The organism is Parasulfitobacter algicola (assembly GCF_013315265.1).
GTDB lineage: Bacteria > Pseudomonadota > Alphaproteobacteria > Rhodobacterales > Rhodobacteraceae > Parasulfitobacter > Parasulfitobacter algicola.
In genome coordinates this window covers 1-24,744 of record NZ_JABUFE010000018.1, presented here as the reverse complement: position 1 = coordinate 24,744, position 24,744 = coordinate 1, and the positions used below count along the sequence as shown (strand labels likewise).

26 protein-coding genes and 3 pseudogenes are annotated in these 24,744 nt (G+C 52.4%); 21 read left to right on the top strand and 8 right to left on the bottom strand.

Annotated features, from left to right (window positions below):
- Window positions 1–11: 11 nt before the first annotated feature.
- The 5 genes from HRQ87_RS18460 to HRQ87_RS18440 all read right to left on the bottom strand — a co-directional run bounded on the left by HRQ87_RS18460 (window position 12) and on the right by HRQ87_RS18440 (window position 3,776).
- Window positions 12–866: a SctD/MshK family protein gene (locus tag HRQ87_RS18460; protein WP_174139921.1), complete on the bottom strand. Its 855-nt coding sequence runs from the start codon at window positions 864–866 to the stop codon at window positions 12–14.
- Window positions 867–935: 69 nt separating this feature from the next.
- A complete protein-coding gene (locus HRQ87_RS18455; protein ID WP_174139920.1) occupies window positions 936–1,145 on the bottom strand; it encodes a hypothetical protein in 210 nt (69 codons plus the stop codon).
- Between the two features lie 33 nt (window positions 1,146–1,178).
- Window positions 1,179–2,681: a hypothetical protein gene (locus tag HRQ87_RS18450; protein WP_174139919.1), complete on the bottom strand. Its 1,503-nt coding sequence runs from the start codon at window positions 2,679–2,681 to the stop codon at window positions 1,179–1,181.
- Window positions 2,682–2,722: 41 nt separating this feature from the next.
- Window positions 2,723–2,968: a hypothetical protein gene (locus tag HRQ87_RS18445; RefSeq protein ID WP_174139918.1), complete on the bottom strand. Its 246-nt coding sequence runs from the start codon at window positions 2,966–2,968 to the stop codon at window positions 2,723–2,725.
- A 199-nt stretch (window positions 2,969–3,167) separates the two neighbouring features.
- Window positions 3,168–3,776: a hypothetical protein gene (locus HRQ87_RS18440; protein ID WP_174139917.1), complete on the bottom strand. Its 609-nt coding sequence runs from the start codon at window positions 3,774–3,776 to the stop codon at window positions 3,168–3,170.
- A gap of 162 nt (window positions 3,777–3,938) precedes the next feature.
- On the opposite strand from HRQ87_RS18440, the gene HRQ87_RS18435 reads away from it, so the two are divergent.
- The 14 genes and pseudogenes from HRQ87_RS18435 to HRQ87_RS20360 all read left to right on the top strand — a co-directional run.
- A complete protein-coding gene (locus tag HRQ87_RS18435) occupies window positions 3,939–4,346 on the top strand; it encodes a hypothetical protein (protein WP_174139916.1) in 408 nt (135 codons plus the stop codon).
- 2 nt (window positions 4,347–4,348) lie between these two features.
- Window positions 4,349–5,107, top strand: coding sequence for a type III secretion system inner membrane ring lipoprotein SctJ (sctJ, locus tag HRQ87_RS18430; protein WP_174139915.1), 759 nt, complete (start codon window positions 4,349–4,351; stop codon window positions 5,105–5,107).
- Window positions 5,107–5,679 carry a hypothetical protein gene (locus HRQ87_RS18425; RefSeq protein ID WP_174139914.1) on the top strand — a complete coding sequence of 191 codons (573 nt, stop codon included), beginning with the start codon at window positions 5,107–5,109 and terminating at the stop codon, window positions 5,677–5,679. Before sctJ ends, HRQ87_RS18425 begins: the two co-directional genes overlap by 1 nt.
- Window positions 5,672–6,280, top strand: coding sequence for a FliH/SctL family protein (locus HRQ87_RS18420; protein WP_174139913.1), 609 nt, complete (start codon window positions 5,672–5,674; stop codon window positions 6,278–6,280). Before HRQ87_RS18425 ends, HRQ87_RS18420 begins: the two co-directional genes overlap by 8 nt.
- The gene (locus HRQ87_RS18415) at window positions 6,273–7,601 is read left to right on the top strand and encodes a FliI/YscN family ATPase (RefSeq protein ID WP_174139912.1); all 1,329 of its coding nucleotides are present in this window, start codon (window positions 6,273–6,275) and stop codon (window positions 7,599–7,601) included. Before HRQ87_RS18420 ends, HRQ87_RS18415 begins: the two co-directional genes overlap by 8 nt.
- Window positions 7,588–8,088 (top strand): hypothetical protein, encoded by a 501-nt coding sequence (locus tag HRQ87_RS18410; protein ID WP_174139911.1) that lies wholly within the window; start codon window positions 7,588–7,590, stop codon window positions 8,086–8,088. Before HRQ87_RS18415 ends, HRQ87_RS18410 begins: the two co-directional genes overlap by 14 nt.
- Entirely contained in the window at window positions 8,081–9,037 is a 957-nt protein-coding gene (locus tag HRQ87_RS18405; RefSeq protein ID WP_174139910.1) for a FliM/FliN family flagellar motor switch protein, read from the top strand. Before HRQ87_RS18410 ends, HRQ87_RS18405 begins: the two co-directional genes overlap by 8 nt.
- The gene (sctR, locus tag HRQ87_RS18400) at window positions 9,030–9,695 is read left to right on the top strand and encodes a type III secretion system export apparatus subunit SctR (protein WP_217430502.1); all 666 of its coding nucleotides are present in this window, start codon (window positions 9,030–9,032) and stop codon (window positions 9,693–9,695) included. Before HRQ87_RS18405 ends, sctR begins: the two co-directional genes overlap by 8 nt.
- 7 nt (window positions 9,696–9,702) lie before the next feature.
- Window positions 9,703–9,972: an EscS/YscS/HrcS family type III secretion system export apparatus protein gene (locus HRQ87_RS18395; RefSeq protein WP_174139909.1), complete on the top strand. Its 270-nt coding sequence runs from the start codon at window positions 9,703–9,705 to the stop codon at window positions 9,970–9,972.
- The gene (sctT, locus tag HRQ87_RS18390) at window positions 9,969–10,778 is read left to right on the top strand and encodes a type III secretion system export apparatus subunit SctT (RefSeq protein ID WP_174139908.1); all 810 of its coding nucleotides are present in this window, start codon (window positions 9,969–9,971) and stop codon (window positions 10,776–10,778) included. The genes HRQ87_RS18395 and sctT overlap by 4 nt, the downstream gene beginning before the upstream one ends.
- On the top strand, window positions 10,775–11,821 hold the full coding sequence (locus HRQ87_RS18385; protein ID WP_174139907.1) for an EscU/YscU/HrcU family type III secretion system export apparatus switch protein: 1,047 nt from the start codon (window positions 10,775–10,777) through the stop codon (window positions 11,819–11,821). The genes sctT and HRQ87_RS18385 overlap by 4 nt, the downstream gene beginning before the upstream one ends.
- Window positions 11,822–11,950: 129 nt before the next feature.
- Entirely contained in the window at window positions 11,951–12,370 is a 420-nt protein-coding gene (locus tag HRQ87_RS18380; protein ID WP_174139906.1) for a hypothetical protein, read from the top strand.
- Between the two features lie 229 nt (window positions 12,371–12,599).
- Entirely contained in the window at window positions 12,600–13,460 is an 861-nt protein-coding gene (locus HRQ87_RS18375; protein WP_174139905.1) for a hypothetical protein, read from the top strand.
- Window positions 13,461–13,528: 68 nt separating this feature from the next.
- Window positions 13,529–13,654 (top strand): annotated as a pseudogene (locus HRQ87_RS20360) (integrase); the annotation flags it as partial.
- Between the two features lie 137 nt (window positions 13,655–13,791).
- Here HRQ87_RS20360 and HRQ87_RS18370 read toward each other — a convergent pair.
- From HRQ87_RS18370 to pncA, 3 genes and pseudogenes are all read right to left on the bottom strand, one after another.
- A pseudogene (locus tag HRQ87_RS18370) lies at window positions 13,792–14,508 on the bottom strand (IS1 family transposase); the annotation flags it as partial.
- Between the two features lie 169 nt (window positions 14,509–14,677).
- Window positions 14,678–15,853 carry a tyrosine-type recombinase/integrase gene (locus tag HRQ87_RS18365; RefSeq protein WP_174139903.1) on the bottom strand — a complete coding sequence of 392 codons (1,176 nt, stop codon included), beginning with the start codon at window positions 15,851–15,853 and terminating at the stop codon, window positions 14,678–14,680.
- A 432-nt stretch (window positions 15,854–16,285) separates the two neighbouring features.
- A pseudogene (pncA, locus tag HRQ87_RS18360) lies at window positions 16,286–16,913 on the bottom strand (bifunctional nicotinamidase/pyrazinamidase).
- Window positions 16,914–16,997: 84 nt separating this feature from the next.
- Between pncA and HRQ87_RS18355 the strand changes: the two are divergent.
- The 7 genes from HRQ87_RS18355 to HRQ87_RS18325 are packed head-to-tail and all read left to right on the top strand — an operon-like array spanning window position 16,998 to window position 24,566.
- On the top strand, window positions 16,998–17,828 hold the full coding sequence (locus tag HRQ87_RS18355; RefSeq protein ID WP_174139902.1) for an FAD binding domain-containing protein: 831 nt from the start codon (window positions 16,998–17,000) through the stop codon (window positions 17,826–17,828).
- Window positions 17,825–20,560, top strand: a complete 2,736-nt coding sequence (locus HRQ87_RS18350; RefSeq protein ID WP_174139901.1) for a molybdopterin-dependent oxidoreductase — start codon at window positions 17,825–17,827, stop codon at window positions 20,558–20,560. The genes HRQ87_RS18355 and HRQ87_RS18350 overlap by 4 nt, the downstream gene beginning before the upstream one ends.
- Window positions 20,557–22,041, top strand: a complete 1,485-nt coding sequence (locus HRQ87_RS18345; protein WP_174139900.1) for a 6-hydroxynicotinate reductase — start codon at window positions 20,557–20,559, stop codon at window positions 22,039–22,041. Before HRQ87_RS18350 ends, HRQ87_RS18345 begins: the two co-directional genes overlap by 4 nt.
- Before the next feature lie 5 nt (window positions 22,042–22,046).
- Window positions 22,047–22,910 (top strand): UPF0280 family protein, encoded by an 864-nt coding sequence (locus HRQ87_RS18340; protein WP_174139899.1) that lies wholly within the window; start codon window positions 22,047–22,049, stop codon window positions 22,908–22,910.
- Window positions 22,903–23,484, top strand: coding sequence for an amino acid synthesis family protein (locus tag HRQ87_RS18335; RefSeq protein WP_174139898.1), 582 nt, complete (start codon window positions 22,903–22,905; stop codon window positions 23,482–23,484). Before HRQ87_RS18340 ends, HRQ87_RS18335 begins: the two co-directional genes overlap by 8 nt.
- Window positions 23,481–24,065: an amino acid synthesis family protein gene (locus HRQ87_RS18330; RefSeq protein WP_174139897.1), complete on the top strand. Its 585-nt coding sequence runs from the start codon at window positions 23,481–23,483 to the stop codon at window positions 24,063–24,065. The genes HRQ87_RS18335 and HRQ87_RS18330 overlap by 4 nt, the downstream gene beginning before the upstream one ends.
- A gap of 54 nt (window positions 24,066–24,119) precedes the next feature.
- Window positions 24,120–24,566, top strand: coding sequence for a MarR family winged helix-turn-helix transcriptional regulator (locus HRQ87_RS18325; RefSeq protein WP_174139896.1), 447 nt, complete (start codon window positions 24,120–24,122; stop codon window positions 24,564–24,566).
- Window positions 24,567–24,744 lie beyond the last annotated feature (178 nt).

Sequence of the window (24,744 nt, the reverse complement as noted above, 5' to 3'; positions counted from 1 at the left end):
AAACCCGCCCCCTAGTATCGCACATCGACGGTTTGGTCTGGGGCTTGAAATCGGGCATCATGATGACCGATTTGCAACAATGTCCATCCGTTTGGCAGCCTGGCCCCTTCGTGGTACCGCGCCCCGTCAACTCTGATGAAGGGCTTGTTGGCAAACCAGACTGATTCAATGCTGGGTGCCTTGGCGACGGCGGGTTTGTTGCGACTTAGATGAATATCACGGATCAAGGCTGTATTAGCCCCGAATGACGCATCGAACCATCGTTCTGTTTCCTTCCAACTGGCCATCTGCTGTGCATTCAGTTGTGCCGCGACCGACAACGCCCCGTCTTTTCGGGTCAAACGGATATGCTGGGCAAGCTCGCTGTTTTCAAGACGCGCACGCAGGGCCTCATAGGCGGCCTGGATTGCATCAGGGCTGACGGACCGCGTGATTTCGGGAACAATCGGGTCAGATATGACCACTGGGTTTAACGTGTCAGAGGAATGAAATGCATTTGCCGTGATCGATAGACCGACAACAGCTACCCCTACAAAACCTGTGATTGCAAAAAACAGTTTTGATCTGGTCCGGCGCGCGTCGAAGTGCAGTGTAATATCTTCAAGTTGCAGGTCAGACGGATATGAGATTTCAGCGACATGACCCGCAGGCACAATGCCCTGCCCCACAAGATGAACATCTTTCTCAAGCGCGGTCACAGTTGCTTTATCCCCGCTAAGGTAAAGCGCGACATGTTCGTCGGCGATATGAGCGTCCGAGATTACGATGTCACAGGCCAAAGATCGTCCGATTAACGTTCGACCATCTGTCAAAGAACTGTGTGCCCCGGCATGAAGTCCTGAGCGAACGGTAAGAGTGCAAGGCATTTCAGACACCATTTTCCATCATGTTTGTGAAACAAAAGGGCGCCGCAAAACGACGCCCCGTCTTGTGTATTAAACAGGCTGGATGCCTTTTTTGGCGACACCCAGTTCAGTGCCTTCTTCAGTCGTCAGCTTGCGCATTTCAACGTTACGACGTTGTGCTTCGTCGAATGTTGCACGCAGTTCGCCCATCATCGAGCTGAATTCGCCACCACCAACGGGTGCTGATGAATCTGCTGCGGCACCTACGTCTGCTGCGGATGCTCCGGATACGGTTGCCATGGTATTTCTCCTTTGTGTTTGGTTGGTTTGATTTTAAGCAGTTTGGATATCAGTTGGTTTACTAAGGCTATTCAGACTGGCGATACCCGTAGCCAGGGCATCAAGTCCCTGCTGTTTTTTCGATGTATCGTCACCGGCAGATTTCAGATCAGTTGTCAGTGTCTTGAGCGATGCAAGCAGACCCAGACCTTCGGTACTGGTCACTGCATCACCACCGTCACCGGCACTGTCTTTCGACATCACAATCTGTTCCAGAACCTGTGTGACATTGCCCATCAGTTTCTGTTTCGACGCTTCGCTCAACGCCGTGCTTGAATTGATGAAATTTGTGATTTCAGTCATTGCCGACAACAGTTCTGACATGTTGCCGGCAGGTACGGCGGCGTCGCCACCGGATGTATTGCCCGTCGGATTCAGCGTAATGCCCGAGGGCGCAAAATCGGAACGTCCTTCAGGTGTGCTGAATTCAAGTGTGGCAAAGGGCTGGTCGATCTTGACTGTCTGATCACCACTTTTGTTGCCGCGGATTTCGATCGTATCCAGAACATTGCCATCCCCATCCTTCACAGTGATGATACCCTTTTCCTGGGGCTTGCCACCCTTGTCACCGAAAAGGTCTACGATATCGACTTGGGCGCTTTGGGTGCCTTCGGGGGCATGGAATTTCAAAACCTCATCGCCACCGATTTCATCGTGACCATTATCCTTTGGGGCCCCTTTAGTCTTGACACCGATGCCCATGTCTCCGCCTTTACCGTCTTCCAACGTTAGGCCTGCGCCTTCGGGGGCTTCCATCATGGTCATCAGCTGATCACCAACAAGCCGCTGTTCAGGGGCCGCGGGTGCTTGCGGTGCGGGTTGTGACATTTGCCCGTCTGTTTCAGGATCCGCTTTGACCTGATCTGCCAGTTTTGTGACAGGCTTTGCAGGACCGGTTTCAGGTATTACAGCCGCATCAGATTTTGACGCCACTGCCCCGCCAAGGCTGTTTTGAAGAATGGCGATCAGATCCAGAATATCGTCTGCCTTGGCATCTGATGTTTCAGCCGTCTTGATCCGGTCCAACATAACATTGGCCGCATCCATATTTCCACCGGTCCCAGTCGTGACTGGATCGGACGCACTGCCTGCACCACCCGCTGATTTGGTGTCAACAACAGGCGTCAGAACGCTGCGCAGACTGTCTGCGACATAGTCCAACTGAGTTGTGCTGCCACCTTCGCCCCTGGCACCGGCCATTGGTTGGCCCATTAGACGCGACAGATTTGTTAGATAGTCTTTGCTGTCGTCATTCAGGCCCTTGGCATTACCCGTGGCATAGCTTTGCACACCTTGGTGCAGCAGCTTATCAAGACGTGACGCCTCTTGATAAAGACTGCTGTCATTCTGGAACTCTGACCCGGATTTGTCAGCAAAATCGCTGATACGATCCGCACTTTGCTTCAGTTTGCTGGCAAAATCGGTCCCGAACTGAAGTCCGGCTCCATCCGATTGCGCAGTAACGGTGTGATCACCGCCTACTCCTTGAATAGCCATGTGCTATCTCCTTTTTTTATTTCATATCGTGAGTAATGAGATCAGGTTTCTTCCATTTCCTTGAAGGCTTCCTCATCCATCTGCTGCATGTTCGACAATTCATTCGATGCGAACGATGCAATCTGCATATTCATCGCCTGCTGGAATTGTGCAGCGGCCTGTCCGCCGCCTTCTGTCAAATCGTCGATGCCCTTACCTGCGGCGGTCAATCCGGGGTTGCCGGTAACAAGACCACCGATTTGCATGCCTTTCCCGACGATATCGCCTAGACCACTTAAAAAGCTCATATTTCTCTCCTTTTCGCGTCAGGGCACTGGCCCTTTTTGCAATGATACAGACCGAAATGATCAGCCGATCAATTTCAGATCATGCCAAATACATGGGCCTGGAACCTTGCTGGAACCTGACAGTTTGAAAGAAAATGAAGTTGTTCAGCCTGGCTTTGTGATCAACGCATTACCTGAGGCTTTCGCAGGCAGGACGGTCTTATTGAGGAACGGATTGACGGTCATTACCCTGAATAACTGTAAGAGTACTGCTTGCTTTTGGCGCATTCGGTGTTGGCAGGGAAATTGCCTGAAATGTTTCAGATAAAAGTTCGATATACCGCGGCGGCCCTGAGGCCCGCGCAAGTCCCTGTTCGCCCGCTGCGACGACAGGAAAACGATCATCCGCGATGCCCAGTTCCGTCAACGTCAGCACAAAATCGTCCAGTGATATATCGTTCATCTGCAAGATCACGGTCTGATCATCCTGAACCGGTGTGACGTGAATGACCTGTCCGTCATAATACCAGCTGAAACCATGGGTCAGCGCCAGGTGATGCAAAAAACCTTCGGGCGTAAATTCGCCTGAAACTTGCTGAACACGCCCTTTTACGTCCGTATCGATATCGATCTGTATGTCGAAACTTTCACCAAAATCCGCCAATACTGACCGCAGATTCTGATCAATGATCCTATAGGTCGTTTCTCGATGATCCAGTGCCAAAGGGGCTGCATGAAAGGGTTGCAAACCAAGGCCAAAAGCACATGCACAGACCAACGCAGTCTTGATCACAAAGACCCGGATACGGGTATGAAAGCCAATCATCATAAAGCACCTCATGCGCATATCTGATGTCGTTACATAGGGATATTTTCCAGTTCGCACAACGGCCAGATGACGAAAGGAACACGTAAGGCAGCCGTAAGAATCGCTCTGTAACTCAAATGACAACGCCGATGCCCAACCGGGCTGTTGAATGAGGAAAACGATATGGATCCCAAGATATCAAATGCACCCGCTGGCGAAATAGCTTTGCCAGAAAATGCGATAACAGAAGACAGCAAAGCTTTTTCAGATCAGATGCAGATGGCAGCCGATCTGACGGTTCAAAACATGGTGCAATCACCGTCACCGGTCACTGAAACCTTGACATCGCAGATCAGTGATATTGTGGAAAATCACAAAGCATTGGGAACACCTGCCTCCACCGACGTTCAGGCGGTGCACCGTCTGCCTGATGGTCCAGCATCAGCGCCCCTGAAGGCGGACGATGCCGCGTTTGAGCAATCCATGCAATCGCTCAAGGCCACCTTCGATCATGCCATTGAACTGGAACTGGTTGCCAAAGTCGGTACTCAACTTCCCAGCTCAATGAACAAACTGATGTCAGGAAACTGAAGATGTACAGCCTTCGAAACTTTCTGTGTTCCGCGGCCCTGATCACCTGTCTGGCCGGGTGTCAGACCGATCTTTACACCGATCTTAGCGAACAAGAGGCCAACGAGATCATCTCGACGCTTTATCGTCACCAGATCAACGCCAAGCGGGTCGCGACTAAAACCGGGTCAATCACTGTTCAGGTCGATAATTCGCATTTTGCAGACGCGGTTGAGGTTCTGCGTGCCAATGGCCTGCCACGCGCCGATTATGCGACCCTAGGCGAGATTTTCAAAGGCGAAGGTTTCATTGTTTCGCCCACGGAAGAACGCGCGCGTTTTGTTTTTGCAATGACCGAAGAGCTGTCGCGCACGATTTCAGACATTGACGGTGTGATTTCGGCGCGAACCCATGTCGTTTTGCCCACATCAGATCGGTTTTCCCGCGATCAAAAGGCATCATCAGCATCGGTTTTCATCCGCCATGATCAGGACATCGACCTGCAGCCGCTTGTGCCACAAATCAAGATGCTGATCGCAAACAGCATCGAAGGGCTGAAATATGACAAGGTTTCCATAGTTATGGTGCCTGTGGACACCGCAGAAAAGTTTCCTGTGACACCTGTTCAGCCACCGGCCATGTCCGTGCCTAAGGCGATTTTGGTGGGCGCATTGATGGCACTTTTTATCCCGGCCATGGGGCTTATCGGCTGGTTTGGCATCCGCACCCGCAGATCATCGCATGGCTTTGTCATCAAACCCGCTGATCAAGGCAGTCTATGATGCAAAGCGTTGATGCCCATACCAGCGTCACAATATCCCGGATCGCAGCGATTGTTCCTGCTTTGGCTCAGGGAAAGTTGCGCCCTTTGTTGTCGGAGACAAGCTGGACTGACATTGATCAAAGCCCGCGAATGTGTCGGATTCTGGCGTCCCATATTGTCAGCTGTCTTGATCTGCACCAAATATCAGACGGTGTTTTGACCCTGCTTCAGCATGGTACACCGCGCCTGCAAAGGGCCGTGAATTTTGCTGGTGCAGCCCTTTGCGCCAGTTATCTGCGTCGGCTGATCCAGAAATCGGATATCGAAGCAATCATCAGTGATATCGGTACACAAGCCCATAGTTTTGCAATGTCTTATGATCGGGCACCGACCGGGCTGATCGACTGTAAGATAAACACCGCTATTATCCGCCACATCGGATTGAGTGCATTCGCAAGTTGGCGAACGCGCATATCGAAAGCCGAAGACCGACTTATCAGACTAGCCTTTCCCGAATACGACGACGCCTTTGCCTTGCCGCCCGCCGCCGCAGATGTCTTTGAACTGGCAATGGGGGCATCTGATGCATAATTATGATCTTCGCTCCGATGCATTGCCCGTGCCGACGCCCACGGTCTTCAAGGCTGATGAACTGGAATTATGCACGCAAGCTGAACAGGTTTATTTGCTGGCAGAACATGACGCAAAGCGCTGGATCGATGCCGGGCGCCAGGCCTTTCGTAGCGCCAAGCGTAATGGGTGGGATCAGGGCTATGGCGACGGTCTGGAAAAGGCCACTTCCGTTCTGTCTGATGTCGCGACTGCGTTGACCAAACACATTAGTCAGATCGAAAACGACGCCCCGGCTCTAGCGATCGAAATCGCCAGAAAGCTTGTCTCAAACCTGCCTTCGGAACAGGTCCTGTCGGGCATCATCCAATCTGCGCTGGACACCTATCGGCACGAAAAGTCTATTGTAGTAGTGATGTCGACCTCTGCGCCTGATCATGAAAAAAGCTGTGTTCAGGCCATCGTCCAGTCCAGCCCAATCCCGGCAAGTATCGAATTTGATCCCGACATCCCGCCCACTGGATGCGAATTGCGCTTGCCTTCAGGGTTCGTGGATTTATCCATCGACCGACAATTCGAAAAACTCGCTGGTATTTTGATGGCGGAGGGGATCCATGGATAACCGATCCCCCCATGCCGCAAAACTGTGTGCCGATCTGTCGGATATCAGCCTTTATCAGACAACCGGCCGCGTTACTCAGATCGTCGGCTCAACGATACATGCGACGATCGCATCGGGTCGCATTGGTGAACTTTGTCGTCTTCGTGATCCATCGGGTGGCCAGCACATATTGGCTGAAATTATTGGCTTTTCAAAAGGCCATGCCGTTTTGACGCCAATGGGCGATATCCGCGGGCTGTCAACCCGAACCGAGGTCGTACCACTGGGGCAATTCAGCCAAATGCCAGTATCCGACGATCTGTTGGGCCGCGTCGTCGACAGTTTTGGCCAACCGATGGATGGCGGTCACCCAATACACACCAGCCAGTTCGACGTCATTCACAAACCTGCCCCCGATCCGATGAAGCGGGATGTTATTGCGGAACCCTTGGCCTGCGGGGTGCGTGCCATCGATGCGTTTCTGACCTGCGGCCAAGGCCAACGGATCGGCATCTACGGCGAAGCGGGTGGCGGAAAATCGACGCTGATGTCGTCCATCGTCAAAGGCTGCGCTGCTGATGTCTGTGTGATCGGCATGATCGGCGAACGTGGCCGCGAAGTGCGCGAATTCGTCGAGCACCACCTTGGGCCCGAGGCAATGCAAAAAACCGTCGTTGTTGTATCGACATCAGATCGTCCCGCGGGCGAACGCGTCATGGCGGCTTTTGCAGCAACCACGGTCGCTGAGTATTTCCGCGATCAGGGCAAGCGGGTTTTGTTGCTGATGGACAGCCTGACCCGGTTTGCGCGGGCGCAACGGGAAATAGGTCTGGCCGCAGGTGAAATGCCAACGCGCCGCGGCTTTCCGATTTCTGTCTTCACGATGCTGCCAAACCTTCTGGAACGGGCGGGGCCTGGGATGCAGGGTTCGATCACCGCATTCTATACCGTTCTGGTCGAAGGCGACGGCACGGGCGATCCGATTGCTGATGAAACTCGCGGTATTCTGGACGGTCACCTGATCCTGTCTGCAAAACTGGGGGCAGAAAATCATTATCCCGCCATAGATATCATGCGCAGCAAAAGCCGTCTGATGACAACGGTTACAAGCCCTGATCATATCAACGCCGCAGGGTATCTGCGCGATCTGATGGCGACCTACGACGATATCGCGCTTTTGGTAAAAGTGGGTGAATACACCGCTGGCAGCGATCCGCGTGCGGATCAGGCTTTGGCAACACGCCCCCTGATCAAGGAATTTCTGAAACAGCGCACAGATGAATTCAGCAGTTTTGACAACACCCTGGACGCATTGCGGAGGATTGCAGATGCAACAGAGTGACATCTTACTTTTGCTGCACCTGCGCCAGCATCGCCAGAACACGGCTATGGCAAGCTATGTCAAGGCGCACGGGGAACTGGTCACAGCTCAGACCAATGCCAGTGACGCGCAAACCCATATGAAACACACACGCCAGACCGAGATCGACCGAAAGCAGGATGCCTATCGCACCTTGCCCGGTCAACGGCTTGTGTGTCTGGATCTGCAACGCCATCGCCACCTGATGCAAAAGCTGGAAGCCAAAACAAACATCGCCAATCAAAGCCTTATCGACGCAACAGCGCAAGTGTCCGACCATCAGCGGCGTGTCAAAGCCCGGCAGACAGACTTGCAAAAACGCATGAAATCGCTGCAAGGCTGGCAGGAACTGATTGATCAATCACAGAGCTATCTTGATCAGTGCGCACAGAACATTGCCACGATCGAAGAAGAAACAGACATTTCCGATCTTTTCATTCTGCGAACGTTTGGAGGGCGAGATGTTTGATAATGCGCAAACTTTTCGTGTCAGTCATTACAAGCCGACCCGCCTCGAAATTGATGATCTTGATTTCCACAACCACCTTTGTAGGTTTGGCAAAATTAATCTTGGCACTCTGAACGGCAAGCCTGTGTCTTTTCGTACTGATCCGACAGGAGCAGATTCGATTGACGTCTCATTAGGTATCCAAATCGGTGATGCAGACGGCGTTTTGGGTCTGTCACAGCATTTTATTGATACGGTCATGGCCGAACGCACGGATCAGATACAAACGCAGGATCGCTGCTTTCTTGCCAATCTGATATTCGATGATTTGCTTGCACCTCTGGAACAAAAACTGGGTTCGCCCATCACGTTCACGTCAATTGTTCTGCCGCTAAAGCCCAGTGTCCGGTTTACACTAACATACGGTAACGATGTCTATGGTGTTTCGTTCGCAGGGTCCGACACAATCAATACTTTGCTTGGGCAATGTACCCCCAAAACTACCGATATCGGCGAAACACCAATTACAGCATCTTTACAAATTGGCCGGATCAATTTGCCGATCCAGACCGTGAAAACCCTGGCCCGGGGCGATGTGATCATTCCACATGGTCACCCCATCAAACCCGGCTTGGCCACCCTTCATCTTCACCCAAACCTGGTGGCGGACGCGACGTTCAATCACCGCACTGCAACGCTAAAGGAGGATTTCAAAATGGCGTTAGATACCACAACAGCAGAAGTGTCTCTGTGCAACATTGACATTGAACTGACGTTTGAACTGTGCAGACAAACCGTACCCCTTCACAAAATCGAAACCCTTGGCAAAGGTCACATCTTCCGGTTTGACAGCCGAATTGATGACAGTTTTGTCCGCATTCTGGCCAATGGTCGCCAGATCGCAACGGGTGAACTGGTTCAGATCGGGGATAAACTTGGCGTTCAGCTTCGGGATCGGATCAATGATTGACGACACTTCCCCGACCATTCTGGCGATCCTGAGTGTCACGATCGGACTTGGACTGATTACATTTCTGGTCGTGACAACCACATCCTTCATCAAGGTCTCCGTAGTCCTGTTCATCGTTAGGAATGCAATAGGAATACAGCAGACACCGCCGAATATTGTGCTCTATGCCATCGCACTTACACTAACGGCGTTTATCAGTGCGCCTGTTGTGCAGGGCGTCATTGATCAGGTCTTGGCCCTTGATAGCAACTTCGACACATTGGATGACTGGATGGCAGCCTTTCAACAGGCACAAGTCCCGATCAAAGCGTTCCTATCGGATTTCACTAACGAAGCCGAACGCGCATTCTTTTTAGAGGCGACAACACAGGTCTGGCCCGAAGATCAGGCCAGCCAGGCCCAGACAACAGATCTGGCTATTTTGATGCCGTCGTTCCTGATCACTGAGCTGAAGCGTGCATTTGAAATCGGCTTTCTGCTGTATTTGCCATTTGTCATCATCGATCTGGTCGTAACAACAATTCTGATGGCGATGGGCATGTCGATGGTGACCCCAACGATCATCTCAACACCATGCAAATTGTTTCTGTTTGTCGCAGTCGATGGTTGGTCGCTGTTGCTGCATGGGCTTTTGCTGACGTACACACCGGGATTGTGAGGGTCATATGGAATATTCAGATATCCTTGTGACGGTTACAAATGCACTTGGCATTTTCATGACCATTGTCCTGCCACCGCTTGCCGCCGCATTGGCCGTCGGGCTCATCGTAGGGGTCTTGCAGGCGGCAACTCAGATCCAGGATCAAACCCTGCCCCAGACCGTGAAGTTATTTGTTGTTATCGGCGTCTTCGCATCTCTGGCAGGGTCGATCTTTTATCCACTGACGAAATTTGCCGAAGCTATGTTTGGCGGTTTTCCATCGATGGTGCCATGATGGATCAGCAGGCGTTTCAAATCTTTTATGCAGAACTGTATCAATTCTTGTTTCACTGGGCATTGGCCGCAGCGCGCATATTAGGGATAATGGTGGTCTTTCCCGTGTTCACTCGCGTTCAGATCGGTCAACTGATCAAAGGCGGCATTGCGCTGGCGATTGCTTTGCCTGTCATCGACCCCCTTGGCGCGCAAATATCTTACCTTAATCTGTCCGGTGTATGGCAGGCGCTTTTTGTCGGCAAAGAGATCGTCGTTGGTGCGTTGTTCGGGTTTCTTCTGGGTATACCGATCTGGGCCATTCAGGCCGCAGGCGAAATCATTGATACCCAACGCGATGTTGCCGCCGAAGGATTAGATGACCCCAGCACAAAGTCACAATCATCCGTTGTCGCGTCCTTTCTGGGGTTTTTGACGATCATCCTGTTTATCGCCAGTGGCGGCTTTCAGATGCTGATACAAATCCACTACAGCAGCTATACATTTTGGCCACTTGATACCTATACACCCCGCTTTGGTGACGACGCCATTGCAATCGCAATCCTCGTTCTGGACGATATCCTTCATGTCGGTCTTCTGACCGCTGGTCCGGTCATTGTGCTGTTTATGATCAGTGACATATCGATAATCGGCCTGTCCAAGCTGGCCCCGCAAATCGCCAGCTATACCCTGGCCCCATTTCTAAAAAATGTTTTGTTCTGCATTTTCATCGTGGCCTATATTCAACTGCTTCCGGGTTATATTCTTGATACCTTTCCGAACGTCGCCCAAATGTCGGAAAAATTGCGCGTGTTTGCACCACAATGAGCAGCGAAGAGAAAACCCTTCCTCCGTCCGAAAAAAAACTTTCCGATGCCCGCAAAAAAGGTCAAATCGCACATTACAATGATCTGGTCACAGCGATTGTTTTTGCAGGTACGTTGTTGTTTCTTTTTATCCAGATCTACGCTATCGCTGTCTTCCTCCAAAACGGCATTCATGATGCTGTTCGATCTATATCCGAACCTTTTGAAAGCGCTGCGATCACAGGAATTGCAACGGGTTTTGGCCGGGTCACGGGTCTGCTTTCGCCATTGTTTTTGATCATTTTCGCTTTAACGGTACTTTTGAATATCGCCCTGAACAAAGGTTTTTTGTTCTCAACCGAAGCCATCTCACCCAAGCTTTCAAACCTTGATCCCGTAAGTGGCTTGAAACGAATATTTGGCGCACGCGCGTTAATCGAGCTGCTGAAATCCTTGTTCAAACTGCTGGCACTGGGTGCAGTTCTGATCATTCTGATGATCTCAATATCCGGGTCGCTGATCTATATTCCGGCCTGCGGTTTCGGTTGTATTTTGCAAGCGGCGATCGGAGTTGCAGTCACGATTTTGGTATGCGCACTAGTCGTTTTTCTGATTGTCGGCGCGGCTGATGTGCCGTTTCAGAAATGGTTGTTCGAAAAAGATATGAAAATGAGCCAGACAGAAGCCAAACAGGAACGCAAGGACAGCGACGGCAATCCCGAGATTAAGTCAGCTTTGCGCAGTTTGCGAATGGAAGAGGCAGGTGCCTCTGGCGCGAAACTTGGCCTCACGCAAGCCACGCTTTTGATCATTGGTACCAAAATCGCGATCGGATTGCGATATGATCCTGATGATACGCCCGTTCCGATGTTCGTGGCCAAAGCCGTGGATGACATGGCCATTGATCTTTTGCGTCAGGCGATCGACATGGACATTCCCATACATAGGGATGAATTTCTTGCCACCGACCTCATCAAGGGCGCATCCATCGGCACGCATATCAAAAAGCGGGATTTTTCAAAAATCGCGCGGACCATCCATTTATCGATGCAACAAAAGAAGTAACCGATCAGCTCAGTCAGATCACAAGTGATATCTGATCTAAAAAATGCATTTTCCTAAACCGTAAGCTTGCTGAAAGTTAGTCGACCCATACTGCAGATAACGTTCAGCAACTTTCCAGGAACACATGTGATGTCATTTTCAAACACTGCCGAAGCACCAACGCTAGAAATTACCAAAAAATACCCAAATCAAGCGTTTGATCAAATACCCGAAAGCCGTCATCATGGTGCAGAGTGGGCGAATATGATCAACGCACATATATGTCATGATGCCATAGAAGCGCTTGTCTACAAAAGTCTGAACGCAGCTTATGATCAGGCCATGACCGATAACTACCTCAGCACCAGTAATAAATCTGTTGTTGTTCCCGTTGCGATAAAATGCGTTGAACTTGGCTGGGTTTCCGCAATTGCTTACCGCAAAATTGATGCACACGCGATCAACGATGTATTGACTATGCTGCTGTTTGATCTGGATAGATCCAGCGGCATTGTGGTTCTGCGTAGCCATTCGGAAATTCTAATCGGGTCAGGTTTAATCAAGTACTGATCTTCAGCACAATCTTTTGACCTTCGGCCGCATTTATCATGTGCGCCACATAGTTCAATATTGATGTCTGGCTTGATCTTATCGTCGATTAACCAAAGTTATATGGTGCCAAACATGTCTAACGTTGCATAAAATATCTAAGCACTCTCAAAGTGATCTGCAGCGCGTCAGCTTTCCGTAAGGCAAATCGGGTCTGAATTGGCACATTACCTTAGATAAAGGAGGCGATATGACCAATATCCAACAAGCAACGGCCGACAGTGTTGTACCAACATTATCCCGCACAACTGAACAGGCAGACTTTAACGCCGCTCTTATGGCGCAAAACAATGGGGCGTCCGTTACGGGAAGTGGCATAACGCGCCCAGATCCACTGAAACCCAATGAAATCCGGTTTTCAGTCTCCGAGTCAGTCTCGAATAATGCAACGGTGACAGCGGCCGACGTTACATCAACCACAAATCCTGCAACCAAGGAAAAAATTGCAAGCATTAGAAACGAAATTGCAAATGGCGGCGGGATTAACCAGACAATCGCAAATAAAGTCGAAAATGATTCTGCGATTGAATGGGCCGATGTGCTTGATCCCGGAATCTATGCCGCAACAGCAGCAATCAATCTTGGACCGGCAACAGGTCTGGCGGATCACAGACATTTTATCCGAATTCCTGCGGATGGAACTCCTGCGCAGATCATCAACGCGGGGCCTTCAAGCGATCCTGACGTGAGTGGAGTCGATCAAACAAAACTGAACGTTCAGGTTATGGATCTAGGCGATTTTCTGGACAGTTACAGCATCGGCGGTCAGTGGAATTTGTTCAAAGCACAAAATGGATCCAGCGTGAATGAAGCTGCGCGATGGGGCGATATGCAAGACGCCGCACGCCAGATCGGTACGGCAGACCTAAACTATAACTTCCGTGAGCAAAATTCAAACAGCGTAGCCAGAACCGTCGCAGATGCAGGCGATCTGAACGTCAACTACCTTGGACCTTTGCCGGTTGGCTGGGCCAACAACCTGCGCGATGAGATCAATGGTGGATCACAGCCAAATAGCGAAGATGGAAATTTTCGATCTCCTTCAAGCTGAGAAAATTCGTAAGCGACCGATAAAGCCGATCCACATTATATACTAGAGTCTGTGAGATTCATCGGCTAAGCTGGATCGAGTCACCGGAGATGTTTGCTTGCCGTTTCATGTTTCCAAGCCGGTTCCACGACCGCCCACACATTTCGACGCGACAGTACGCTCGGATTGTCTGCGATTGGGTAACGGCAATCGGTTTTGTTGAAGGCCTCGACCTGTCTACTTCCTGTTCCGCAAAACGTTTCAGAAGATCTACAGCCGCACAGCACGCATCTACGCAATCGTGTATCCCGTCACGGCCTTTGAGACAGAGGGTAGTGTCTCAGTTTGAAATTCATTTCTTTTTATAAGGCCCGCGCTTTTTAGGCGCTGGTGCGTTTGCATCAATCAAGCCGATGATCCAATCCATGTCATGCAGTGTGTCAGATACGCCCGCTGCCATTGCAGGCGTTACCTTGAGCGTCTTGTGAATGGGGACGAAGTTGTAATGCACAAAGTACAGGGAAAGCATGTTCAGGTGGTTTTCCAGTTTCTTGCTAAAACCGTTAGTCAGGCGTGTAAAACGTCTCATACCCATGCGCATTGAGAGGTTCTGACGCTCGACATACGATGTGCTTACAAGCTCTTTGACTGGATTACCGAACACTTGCTCTTTCTTGATGCCGATACACTCAGCGGGGCTGTACTTCTTTTCATGGCCTTTGTTGCCTGTAGAGCCGCCATACTGCTTAACCAACATCGCATAGTCAATATCACCACCGAATGCGCCTTCTACAGCGTCTAGGTACGCCCTGTGGCCGTCTGTTGTGAGTTGAACGCGGCTTGACAAACGTGAAGCAAGATCAACCATGAACTCATAAGCTGTGTCGCCAGAGCGATCACCAACCTCATAAGACAGGATCATTTTGCTATCTGCGCCGATTGCCGTCCACGTCCAAACGTCGCCAGCGCCGTCAGGGGCGGCTGTGGCTGTCTTTACGTTCTTGTCCTTGGCGTAGACGAATGACCAAATTTCATCGCACTCAACGCGTGTTGAGCCTACGTTGCGCAGATTTAAGCAGTTTGTCCCACAACCCTTAAAATGGCGAGTTCGAATTGGAAAAATAGCAAAAATACGGCTTGGTAGAGCCATATTTTATGGACGCATACGCAAAGTGTCCCGTAAAGCGGGCTTGTTTCAGTCAGTCTTCGAACCACTCCCGACATCAAAAAACTACAACTTAGATGTCTTGTCCAAAACAGTAGCTTATCTTAGCTTTCTGAGTTAGAAACTTAGACCATTGCATCATTAATAATGCGCGCTTCTCCAACCGGTCAGACCGCTGATACACCCGCACCACACCTTTATCAACGGCATGGCCAAGACAGGTTTCCTTCACTTCGTATGAAGCCTCTGTCTGCTCTTCTGCCCAGGTCCGAAACGTGCCCCGAAACCCATGCGGACGTGCGGTATATTCTTCCCGCTTCATAAAACTGGACATCGCCATATCAGACAGGGGTTTGCCTGTTTTCGAGGGAAATAAATACGCACCATTAGTTGCCGCGCGTGCACGCTCCATGATCTCTAAAGCGGCATCAACCAACGGAATACGATGTTCTTGGCCTGTTTTGGTGCGCTCCGGCGATAAGACCCAAACATCATCCTCCACCTCATCAAATCGAGCCAACCGCACCTCGCTGGTACGGGCGACCGTGAGAATAAGAAACCGCAATGCCAGTGCTGAAATCTCGGTTCTAGTTTTGAGCCATTGATAGAAATCCGGGATGTCCCAATACGGCATAGATGGGATATGTGTCACCTGATGCCGTTGTTTGCCCAGAAGCGCCCGTGCTTTCATGGTGGCTTGCAGATCAACCTCCAACCCAAGGGCTGCCGCATGTTTGAGCGTCAAATTGAGGCGATTAAGGGCTTTGCGCGCCGTATCTGGCTTATCATGCCAAATCGGATCCAGCAGTTGCTTCAAGTCGTGTTGATCAATCTCTTCAATGGCCAGCTTGCCGATCTTAGGCAATACATGCGTATTCAGCGGAGACATCCAGCGCCCGGCTTTGCCGTCCCCTTTCAGTTCGGCTTGCCGTGCTTTAAAACACCCCTCAACAGCTTCTGATACGGTCAGGCGATTTATCTGACGTCTTTGTTTTTGACGCTCAGCAATAGGATCAAGGCCATCGCGCAATGATCGCCTAGCTGCGGCGGCTCGTTCCCGGGCCTCAGCAATGGAAACATCAGGCCATCGACCTAATCCCATCTCACGCCTTTTGCCTGCAATAGACAATCGAAGCATCCATTTACCGGCGTCATTGCGTGATTTACAAAGCCAGAGCCCTTGACCATCTACGTGCTTGCCAGCAGGTAATGATTTCGCCTTCATTTGGGACAAGGCATTGCGCTTCATGGTCCACCTTTCTAGCCACCCTCATGTGTGTGAAAGTATGATCTTTGATGTTCAGCTATGAAGCAAGTGATATTTAATTAACAAATATTAACAATGTGTTAAGGATATGTATGTTCATCTATTAGGTGTTGAAAATGTGCCCTCCATCGGCACCATTTCACATTTTTCCACCAAATTCCCCAAAAATTCAAAGATTACAGACACTTGCGGAGTTCGAAAACCCTCTTTGCGGTCATAGGCCAAGGGTGCCTGAAATGCTGTTTTCAGGATAGTTTTTCGCATGGCAAGCGTACCTTTTTCATAGATATTCCAAGGACTTGAGAGGAAGATTTTCAAAAGTTTGAAAATTTCTCCCTTGGTGTGCTTTGGCTTGGTATTTTGGGTGAGTTTATCGCTTAGACGCAGCTTGCCTTCTTCCAGTTTAACCGCCGTCTAATCTGCGACGATCTTGATCACAGCCTTGCGCATTTCGCCGAGCCTAGCGATGCAGGACCTGCTGGGGTCAATAGCGCGGCATACGCCAAGCGCAACTTTCACGTCAGACCCTGACTGACGGCGTCGATTGCCCAATAAGCAACGCAGAAATCCGTCGCCAAGCCAGCAAGTGTCAGGGATGTGACATTTCGTTCTTTCAAAAACCCCACCAGCCCAGTCGGTGTGATGCGATCATTCTCAAAGAATGTCGAATAGCTGTCGATCTTTGGGTTAGTGCCTTTTCGAATAATCGTATCAGCGGCATTGCTGTTCAGGTCTGGATGAAAGTCAGCGCCTTTAGTGCCTTGGACACAGTCCGTGGGCCACAAGGTTTGCTATCCATTCGGCATCAGGATCGTATCAAAGGCTGATTTTCCGGCATGTGATGTGTAAAACGAGCTGTGGGCCGCAGGTTGCCAGTCTTGGGACAGTACACCAATGGGGCGGTTTCAATCATCTGGTTGATCGGACCAACGACCGCATCTCCGTCCGCAACAGCCAAAGCACCTCCCGGACAAAAGCCGTTCTGTACATCGATGACGATCAGCGCTTCACTTATATTCACTCTCTTTCCTTTGCCTGACATCGCATCGCGAAAGAATCTTTGTTGACAGTCTCTCTGTTACAGCAATATCATTTGTATGCAAATGAAAATTAGGCGGGATGTCTTGTGAGTTATATTAGCCCCACAAAGATCGATGAAGCCTTGGAGGTGCTGTCGCGCGGATCAGGCAAGATTATCGCTGGTGGTACCGATGTTTACCCGTCCGCACAGCCAGGGCAGCACCCGGATTTCTATCTGGATGTCACTCGGATCGATGGCCTGAAGCAGATCAGCTTACGTGACGACACAATACATTTTGGCAGTGCGGTAACATGGACCGATATCATCAATGCTGACCTTGGGCCCGCCTTTGACGCCTTAAAGGCTGCCGCGCGCGAGGTGGGGAGCGTTCAAATCCAGAATGCGGCAACTGTGGCTGGCAATATCTGCAATGCGTCTCCCGCCGCGGATGGGGTACCACCATTGCTGGCACTTGACGCATCGGTTGAACTTGCAAGCCATGCGCACGGCGCTCGGGTTTTGCCGCTGGCTGAATTCCTCACAGGGGTCCGGTCCACTGCGCTCAGGCCCGATGAAATGGTCGTCGGCCTTCAGGTCTCGGTGCCACCGACCAACATGACATCTGCGTTCGAAAAGCTAGGCAGCCGCCGGTACCTCGTGATCTCGATTTGCATGACGGCCGTGAACCTGACCTTGGGGCAAGATGGCCGGATTGCGGATGCGCGGATTGCAGTGGGCGCGTGTTCGGCGGTTGCGCAGCGCTTGCCAGCACTTGAGGCCAGCGTCATCGGCCAGCGGCTTGAAAAGGTGGACATCAAACCGGAATTTCTCGCGCCGCTCACCCCCATCAATGACGTGCGGGGCACAGCAGAGTACCGCTACGATGTGGTACAAGAGCAATGCAAACGCGCAATCATGCAGGCAGCGTCTAGATGAACAAGCCCTTTTTCTCAAAACAGATCGCGTTTGAACTGAATAAACAGCCCGCACATGCTGATGTGACGCCTGGGCAGCGCCTGTCGACGTTACTGCGCGAAAACCTTGGGGCGCGCGACGTCAAGATCGGCTGTGATGCTGGCGATTGCGGTGCCTGCACTGTCCTGCTTGACGGCCAGCCAGTCTGCGCCTGTCTGACAGCCGCCCACCAAGTCGAAGGGCGCAGCGTGGAAACGCTGGCCGGTCTATACCGAACCGAAGCAAAAACGAAACTGCTCGCCGAGAGTTTCCAAAACCATGGCGCTGCACAATGTGGTATTTGCACACCGGGCATGATGGTGTCTGCCATTGCGTTGCTGCGAAGCAATGATGCACCCACTGAGGATGATGTCAAAGATGCCCTGGGCGGTGTTCTGTGCCGTTGCACCGGTTACCGGAAAATCATTGATGCCGTAGTCGGCGCGCCAGCTATTGCGCATGACGGCGACGGCAGGGTCGGCACGTCAATCCCGCGGGTGGATGGTCAATGCAAAGTAGACGGAACCGAGGCGTTTGGCGACGATGTCGCGCCGGTCGGGTGTCTGGAAATATTCGTTATCCGGTCCCCTTTTCCGCGCGCCTCTTTCACCTTTGGTGATCTGGATGCGTTCAAAGATACGACCGGGGTCGAGGCGATTTTGACGACCGATGATATCGAGGGCCGCAATGTCTTTGGCGTCATTTCGCAATTCATGGATCAGCCTGTTTTCGCTGAAGGTGAGACACGCTTTAGTGGTGAGGCCGTCGCCGCTATCGTCGCAACACCGGAGTTTATGGTCACATTCGACCCCATGTCTTTCCCAGTGACGTGGACGGAAATGCCCGCCACGCAGGACATTCATGATGCACAAAAGCAGACAGCCGCACAGTTGCATAACGGGCGAGAACGCAATGTGATGTGCGGTGGTCTCGTGCGATGCGGTGACGCGCAGGCAGGGCTATCGGCAGCATCCCAAACGGTAGAGGGGCGCTTCAACAGCGGATTTGTCGAACATGCCTATATTGAGCCCGAGGCAGGGTTCGCGCAGATCGTGGATGGTCGGGTCGAAGTGCATGCATGCACGCAAGCACCCGTCATGGATCTTGATAGTCTTGAAATCATTTTAAAACTCGACAGATCGCAGATCCGGATCGTTCCTACTGCTGTTGGCGGTGGCTTTGGGTCAAAGCTGGATCTTTCAGTCCAGCCCTATCTTGCGCTTGGAGCGCTGAAGACAGGCAAACCGGTGCGGATCTGCTATTCGCGCGCAGAGTCGATGCAAAGTTCCACCAAGCGACATCCATCCGACATCCGGCTAAAAATCGGCGCAGATGCCGAAGGTCGGATCACCGGCTTTGATTTCTACGGCGAATTCGACACCGGCGCCTATGCAAGCTGGGGTCCCACAGTGGCCAACCGTGTGCCAGTTCACGCATCAGGGCCTTACGCGATTTCCAATTACAGGGCGGAGGCCAAGGGCATTTATACGCATAATCCGCCTGCCGGTGCATTTCGTGGTTTCGGTGTGCCGCAATCGGCGATTGCGCAAGAAAGCCTTTTTGACGAACTAGCTGAGAAGCTGGACATCGATCCGCTGGAATTCCGGATCATCAACGCACTCAAAAATGGTGTGCCGACAGTATGCGGGCAGGTTTTCGATCAAGGTGTCGGGATTACAGCTTGCCTGAAGGCGCTTCGTCCGGCGTGGCAGTCCGAAACTGCTGCAGCAAAGGTATTCAACGACAAGAGCACAACAGTCAAACGCGGCGTTGGTATTGCTGCGGGGTGGTATGGGTGCGGGAACACGTCGCTGCCGAACCCATCGACGATCAAGTCGGGGGTACGGCCTGACGGACGTGTCGTTTTACAACAAGGCGCGATGGATATCGGCCAAGGTGCAAATACGGTCATTACCCAGATTTTTGCAACCGCCCTTGGTGTGCCTTCTGACAGCATCTTACGTATTGGCGCCGATACTGACATCACGCCCGATGCCGGCAAGACATCGGCCTCCCGGCAAACCTATGTGTCAGGCAACGCCGCGCGATTGTCGGGCGAGGCCTTACGCCGAATGATCCTCGAAAGAATGAATGTCGCGCGGGACGCTGAATTGACCTTCGGAGATGGCGAGATCGTGGCAACGGACGCCGAGGGCGAACATCGCTTCGACCTCTCCAAACTGGCTTGCGATGATGAGCGGTTGGTCCTTCGAGCCGAAGAAACATACGATCCCCCCACCAAGCCTCTGGATGAGAACGGTCAGGGCGCGCCTTATGCCCAATTCGGTTACGCGGCACATCTAGTTGTCGTTGATGTGGACACCGCCATGGGGACGGTCAAACCAACAAAGTTCGTAGCAGCACACGATGTCGGGCGGGCAATCAATCCCATGATGGTTGAGGGACAGGTTCATGGCGGTATTGCACAGGGGCTGGGGATGGCCCTCATGGAGGAATATATTCCAGGCCGCACGGAAAACCTGCACGATTATCTGATCCCCACGATTGGTGATATCCCGCCCATCGAGACGATCATCATTGAAGAACCTGACGCCCATGGGCCCTATGGTGCAAAGGGCTTGGGTGAACACGTATTAATTCCGACAGCTCCGGCCATTCTGAACGCCATCAACTCGGCAACCGGCGTTCGAATTACAAGGGTCCCCGCAACACCGTCGCTTGTCAGAACCGAAATTCGAAAGGCTCAGCGATGAAAGATCAGGGAAATCCGGAAAAGATCCGCTGCGATGCCTGTCCGGTCATGTGCTACATTTCCGAAGGTAAATCCGGGGCCTGTGATCGCTACGCAAATCATCAGGGCGCTCTGGTGCGTGTCGATCCACTGACAATCATCCAAAGCGGCGATCAAAAGCTGGTGCCGTTCATGCCAAACGCAGCAGACGATGACGGTTGGGACGGCGATATCATCAATGGTCAGCGCCCTTTCGTCACAGCGGTCGGCGCTGGTACCACCTATCCAGACTACAAACCCGCCCCCTTTATCGTCAGTCAGGACATTGACGGCGTTGATATGGTGACGGTCGTGACCGAGGGGATTTTCAGCTATTGCGGCGTGAAGGTGAAAATCGACACCGACCGACATATCGGCCACGAGCGTGATATCGTTTATGCCGATGGCGAACCCATCGGCCATGTGATGACATCTGAATATGGCTCAAAAATGCTGTCACTGGGCGGTGTGGAACATCTGACGGGCGGCAGTAAGAAAGAGGGCCGTGTGACCTGCGATGCTTTATTGCGGCTGTGCAACCGCGAAGCGGTCACACTGCATGTCGGCGAAGCTGACCACCAAGCAGAAGTCGTCTTGCAGGCGGGCAAGGCCCCTATTTTGAACGGCGTCGAAGAAAAATTGATGCGGGTTGGCTGCGGCTCTGCCGCGATTGGTATGTTTGCGATGCAATGGATCGACCATGTAGACGAAGTCGTGGTCGTCGACGATCATATCACGGGCGTCTTGTCTGAACACGAGGCAGGCAAGCAACTGGATGTCCCACCTACGGGCATCAAGATGCGGGGTCGGCGTTCAACACCAGGCCGCTACTTTCAGGTCGCCAAACCGGGGACCGGATGGGGCGGAACGGACATCGAAGACCCGCTGACTATCCTCGGCCCGTTCAACGCAAAGGTCGCTTGGGAAGGGCTGCGCCTGCTGATGGTATCGACCACAGGTGAGCAATACGCCTATTATGAACTGGACGCCGATCTGGTCCCGCAGCCAAAACCGATATCTGCACCTCTGCGTGCCTCGGCCGATCTGATCGCCGAAAATTGTGAACCTTCGGTATGTTCGGTGCTGTTTATGGGCGGTGCCGGGGGCAGCCTACGCGCGGGCGTCACCGAAAACCCCGTACGACTTACCCGGTCGGTCAAGGATTCACTGACGCATGTGTCCTGTGGCGGAGCCGATGCCTATGTCTGGCCTGGTGGCGGCATCACAGTCATGGTTGATGTGCTTGACATGCCGACGCAATCCTTTGGCTATGTTCCGACGCCCGCTTTGGTCGCACCTATCGAGTTTACCTTGCGGGTGAGCGATTATCGCACATTGGGCGGGCATATGGATCATATCCAGACCGTCGAAGAAATTGCCGGTAGCCAGATGCGGCGCATCAAACAGAATGAGAGCGCGCATGATCCGATGGCGCATAAGAACTTCCGCTGGGCAAAGAAATAACGACCATGACGGGACCGCATGCCTCTTTGCTGCACGACGGCCAGCGATTGCATCTGCAGCATGGTCCCATTGATCTGATCGTCCATGCCGAAGGGGACCGTGAAGCGGCCTTTGATGCGGCGAGTGACCGGTTTTCGACCATATTGACCGAGCTGGTGGAAGAGTTGGATGTCCTGCGCTGCCCAATGGAAAAGGGATCACGGCGACCTGACGGCGATGTGGCGCGACGTATGTGCGATGCAGCACGTTTCATGAAATTTTCCGGGTATCTGACGCCAATGGCCGCCGTGGCGGGTTCAGTCGCTGACGAAGTTCTGGACGCGATGCGTAAGGCTGGTACTCTGCACCGGGGCTACGTGAATAATGGCGGTGATATCGCGCTGCATCTAAGCCCAGGCGAGATATTCAAAACAGAAATGCGACATCATGATGGTCAGCCTTTGGGACAGATCGTGATCAAAGCTGGCGATGGTATTGGTGGAATTGCGACAAGTGGGCGGCATGGTCGCAGCCTGAGCATGGGTATCGCCGACAGTGTGACCGTTCTAGCGCGAACCGCGGCATTGGCGGATGTATCTGCGACGCTGATTGCCAATGCCGTTGATCTGCCCGGTCATGCGGCCGTGACCCGCTGTGCCGCGCACGAGATTGACGATCAATCTGACCTAGGCACTGAAAGGATCGTGACCGGATGCGCACGATTGTCCCATATCGATTGCGAGCGCGCTTTGTCCAACGGGCTCGCGCTTGCGGAAAGATGGCAGCACGCAAATCTGATACTTGGCGCTGCGATATTTTTACAGGGTCACTCTACTGTCACCATGGGGCCGATGTTTTCACTCCAACAAAAGGAACAGCTTTATGTCTGATCTGGTCGTGCGAAAGACGGCATTCTCACTCGAAGAAATTTTCCATGAAAGAGGGCCGGTCCCTGATAAAAGCCTGAAACGTGCCGCAGGCATGGCGGTGATAAAAAACCCCTTCGCCGGGCGCTATGAGCCCGACATTCAATGGTTTATGGACCACCTGAAACCATTGGGCCTGTCCATGGCCAGACGGCTGGTCGAGATGCTGGGCGGTGCCGCGCATGTCGAAGGCTACGGTAAGGGTGCCATCGTCGGTGAAGACGGCGAACTGGAACATGGCGCCCTTTGGCATACTCCGGGCGGCTATGCCATGCGAGAGTTGTTGGATAACTCAAATGCAATTGTACCATCGACCAAGAAGGTAGCGGGTGTTGGCGGGCGGCTGGATGTACCGATCACGCATATCAACGCCTCTTATGTGCGCAGCCATTTTGACGCGATGGAGGTTGGGCTTAATGATGCGCCCCGCGCCGATGAAATGGCGCTGATCCTTGTGATGAGCACGGGTGCCCGTATCCATGATCGTGCAGGCGGCTTGAAGGCCAGCGATATTGTCGGAAAGGATGGTTTGAGATGAGTGCGAAGATCAGAAAAATCGCTTTGAATGTCGAAGAGACACATCTCGAGATGGGTAAATCCATCGCACCACCAACCCGCAAGGCCGTTGCGGTGGCGGTGATCGAAAACCCATTTGCTGGCACTTACCAAGAGGATCTTGGTGCGTTGATAGATATCGGTGCGGAACTGGGGGCGCTTCTGGGCGAAAAATGTGTGCAGGCGCTTGGTATCTCCGGCGATGCCGTGGAAAGTTATGGCAAATCCGCAATGGTTGGCGAAGGCGGGGAGCTGGAACATGCAGCCGCCATTCTGCATCCGAAACTGGGTGCGCCCTTGCGCAAAGCCGTTGAAAAAGGTGCCGCACTTGTGCCGTCCTCAAAAAAGATGGGCAGCCCCGGTCAAGTACTGGATGTGCCATTGGGCCACAAGGATGCCGCCTATGTCCGGAGCCACTTTGACGGGATCGAAGTCAGCTTGAATGACGCCCCCCGGCGTGATGAAATCATGGTCGCTGTTGCTGTGACAGATAGCGGACGCCCCTTGCCGCGTGTCGGTGGCCTGACCCACGAAGAGGCCGAAGGCAAAGACGGGTTACGATAGTCATCCGAGGACAGACGCCCTGTTCAATCCGGAACGACAGCGGTATGGTCCGGCATGACCCACGCTTCAGAAGACATACTAGAACAAAAACAGCGATATAGGCTGAGCCAGCAGGTCGGTTACCTGCTTCGGCTTGCCAGCCAGCGCCATGCCGTCATCTTTCAAAAGAATATCTCGGAAGATTTGACGCCAACCCAATTCTCAACCCTGATCCGCGTATACGAAACCGGCAGCGTGTCGCAAAATCATCTGGGCCGTCTGGCAGCGATGGATGTCGCAACAGTTAAGGGCGTTGTCGATCGTCTCAAAGCCAAGGGGCTGGTGATTTCCAGCGCCAACCCTAACGACAAGCGCCGCTCGGATATCTCTTTGACCCCCAAAGGTCAGTCTATCGTGCAAACCCTGATCGAAGATGGGCTGCGGATTTCGGAAGAAACGCTCAAGCCGCTGACGCAGGGCGAAAAGAAGACTCTGATGACGCTTTTGGCAAAGATTACCTAAGCGGGGTCGAGGCCCGTTAGGGGCGAAACTATGTCGTAGGGCATTCTCACTATTCACTACGCCCGATCTGCATTGGCTGGGGGTCGTTTGTTTGTGGGGGCGAAATCCTACGCTCTCATGAGCGTTTTTGATTTTCCCGGCACGATGAAACTACCCCGCTGGCGCGGGATGGTCAAAA

Coding starts and splice junctions, on each gene's coding strand:
- HRQ87_RS18460 (WP_174139921.1), bottom strand. CDS start 866: ATGCCTTGCACTCTTACCGTTCGCTCAGGACTTCATGCCGGGGCACAC.
- HRQ87_RS18340 (WP_174139899.1), top strand. CDS start 22,047: ATGACGGGACCGCATGCCTCTTTGCTGCACGACGGCCAGCGATTGCAT.
- HRQ87_RS18410 (WP_174139911.1), top strand. CDS start 7,588: ATGCAACAGAGTGACATCTTACTTTTGCTGCACCTGCGCCAGCATCGC.
- HRQ87_RS18375 (WP_174139905.1), top strand. CDS start 12,600: ATGACCAATATCCAACAAGCAACGGCCGACAGTGTTGTACCAACATTA.
- HRQ87_RS18345 (WP_174139900.1), top strand. CDS start 20,557: ATGAAAGATCAGGGAAATCCGGAAAAGATCCGCTGCGATGCCTGTCCG.
- HRQ87_RS18455 (WP_174139920.1), bottom strand. CDS start 1,145: ATGGCAACCGTATCCGGAGCATCCGCAGCAGACGTAGGTGCCGCAGCA.
- sctT (WP_174139908.1), top strand. CDS start 9,969: ATGATGGATCAGCAGGCGTTTCAAATCTTTTATGCAGAACTGTATCAA.
- HRQ87_RS18405 (WP_174139910.1), top strand. CDS start 8,081: ATGTTTGATAATGCGCAAACTTTTCGTGTCAGTCATTACAAGCCGACC.
- HRQ87_RS18415 (WP_174139912.1), top strand. CDS start 6,273: ATGGATAACCGATCCCCCCATGCCGCAAAACTGTGTGCCGATCTGTCG.
- HRQ87_RS18435 (WP_174139916.1), top strand. CDS start 3,939: ATGGATCCCAAGATATCAAATGCACCCGCTGGCGAAATAGCTTTGCCA.
- HRQ87_RS18380 (WP_174139906.1), top strand. CDS start 11,951: ATGTCATTTTCAAACACTGCCGAAGCACCAACGCTAGAAATTACCAAA.
- HRQ87_RS18385 (WP_174139907.1), top strand. CDS start 10,775: ATGAGCAGCGAAGAGAAAACCCTTCCTCCGTCCGAAAAAAAACTTTCC.
- HRQ87_RS18350 (WP_174139901.1), top strand. CDS start 17,825: ATGAACAAGCCCTTTTTCTCAAAACAGATCGCGTTTGAACTGAATAAA.
- HRQ87_RS18335 (WP_174139898.1), top strand. CDS start 22,903: ATGTCTGATCTGGTCGTGCGAAAGACGGCATTCTCACTCGAAGAAATT.
- HRQ87_RS18395 (WP_174139909.1), top strand. CDS start 9,703: ATGGAATATTCAGATATCCTTGTGACGGTTACAAATGCACTTGGCATT.
- HRQ87_RS18440 (WP_174139917.1), bottom strand. CDS start 3,776: ATGATGATTGGCTTTCATACCCGTATCCGGGTCTTTGTGATCAAGACT.
- HRQ87_RS18450 (WP_174139919.1), bottom strand. CDS start 2,681: ATGGCTATTCAAGGAGTAGGCGGTGATCACACCGTTACTGCGCAATCG.
- sctJ (WP_174139915.1), top strand. CDS start 4,349: ATGTACAGCCTTCGAAACTTTCTGTGTTCCGCGGCCCTGATCACCTGT.
- HRQ87_RS18365 (WP_174139903.1), bottom strand. CDS start 15,853: ATGAAGCGCAATGCCTTGTCCCAAATGAAGGCGAAATCATTACCTGCT.
- HRQ87_RS18425 (WP_174139914.1), top strand. CDS start 5,107: ATGCAAAGCGTTGATGCCCATACCAGCGTCACAATATCCCGGATCGCA.
- HRQ87_RS18445 (WP_174139918.1), bottom strand. CDS start 2,968: ATGAGCTTTTTAAGTGGTCTAGGCGATATCGTCGGGAAAGGCATGCAA.
- sctR (WP_217430502.1), top strand. CDS start 9,030: ATGATTGACGACACTTCCCCGACCATTCTGGCGATCCTGAGTGTCACG.
- HRQ87_RS18420 (WP_174139913.1), top strand. CDS start 5,672: ATGCATAATTATGATCTTCGCTCCGATGCATTGCCCGTGCCGACGCCC.
- HRQ87_RS18330 (WP_174139897.1), top strand. CDS start 23,481: ATGAGTGCGAAGATCAGAAAAATCGCTTTGAATGTCGAAGAGACACAT.
- HRQ87_RS18325 (WP_174139896.1), top strand. CDS start 24,120: ATGACCCACGCTTCAGAAGACATACTAGAACAAAAACAGCGATATAGG.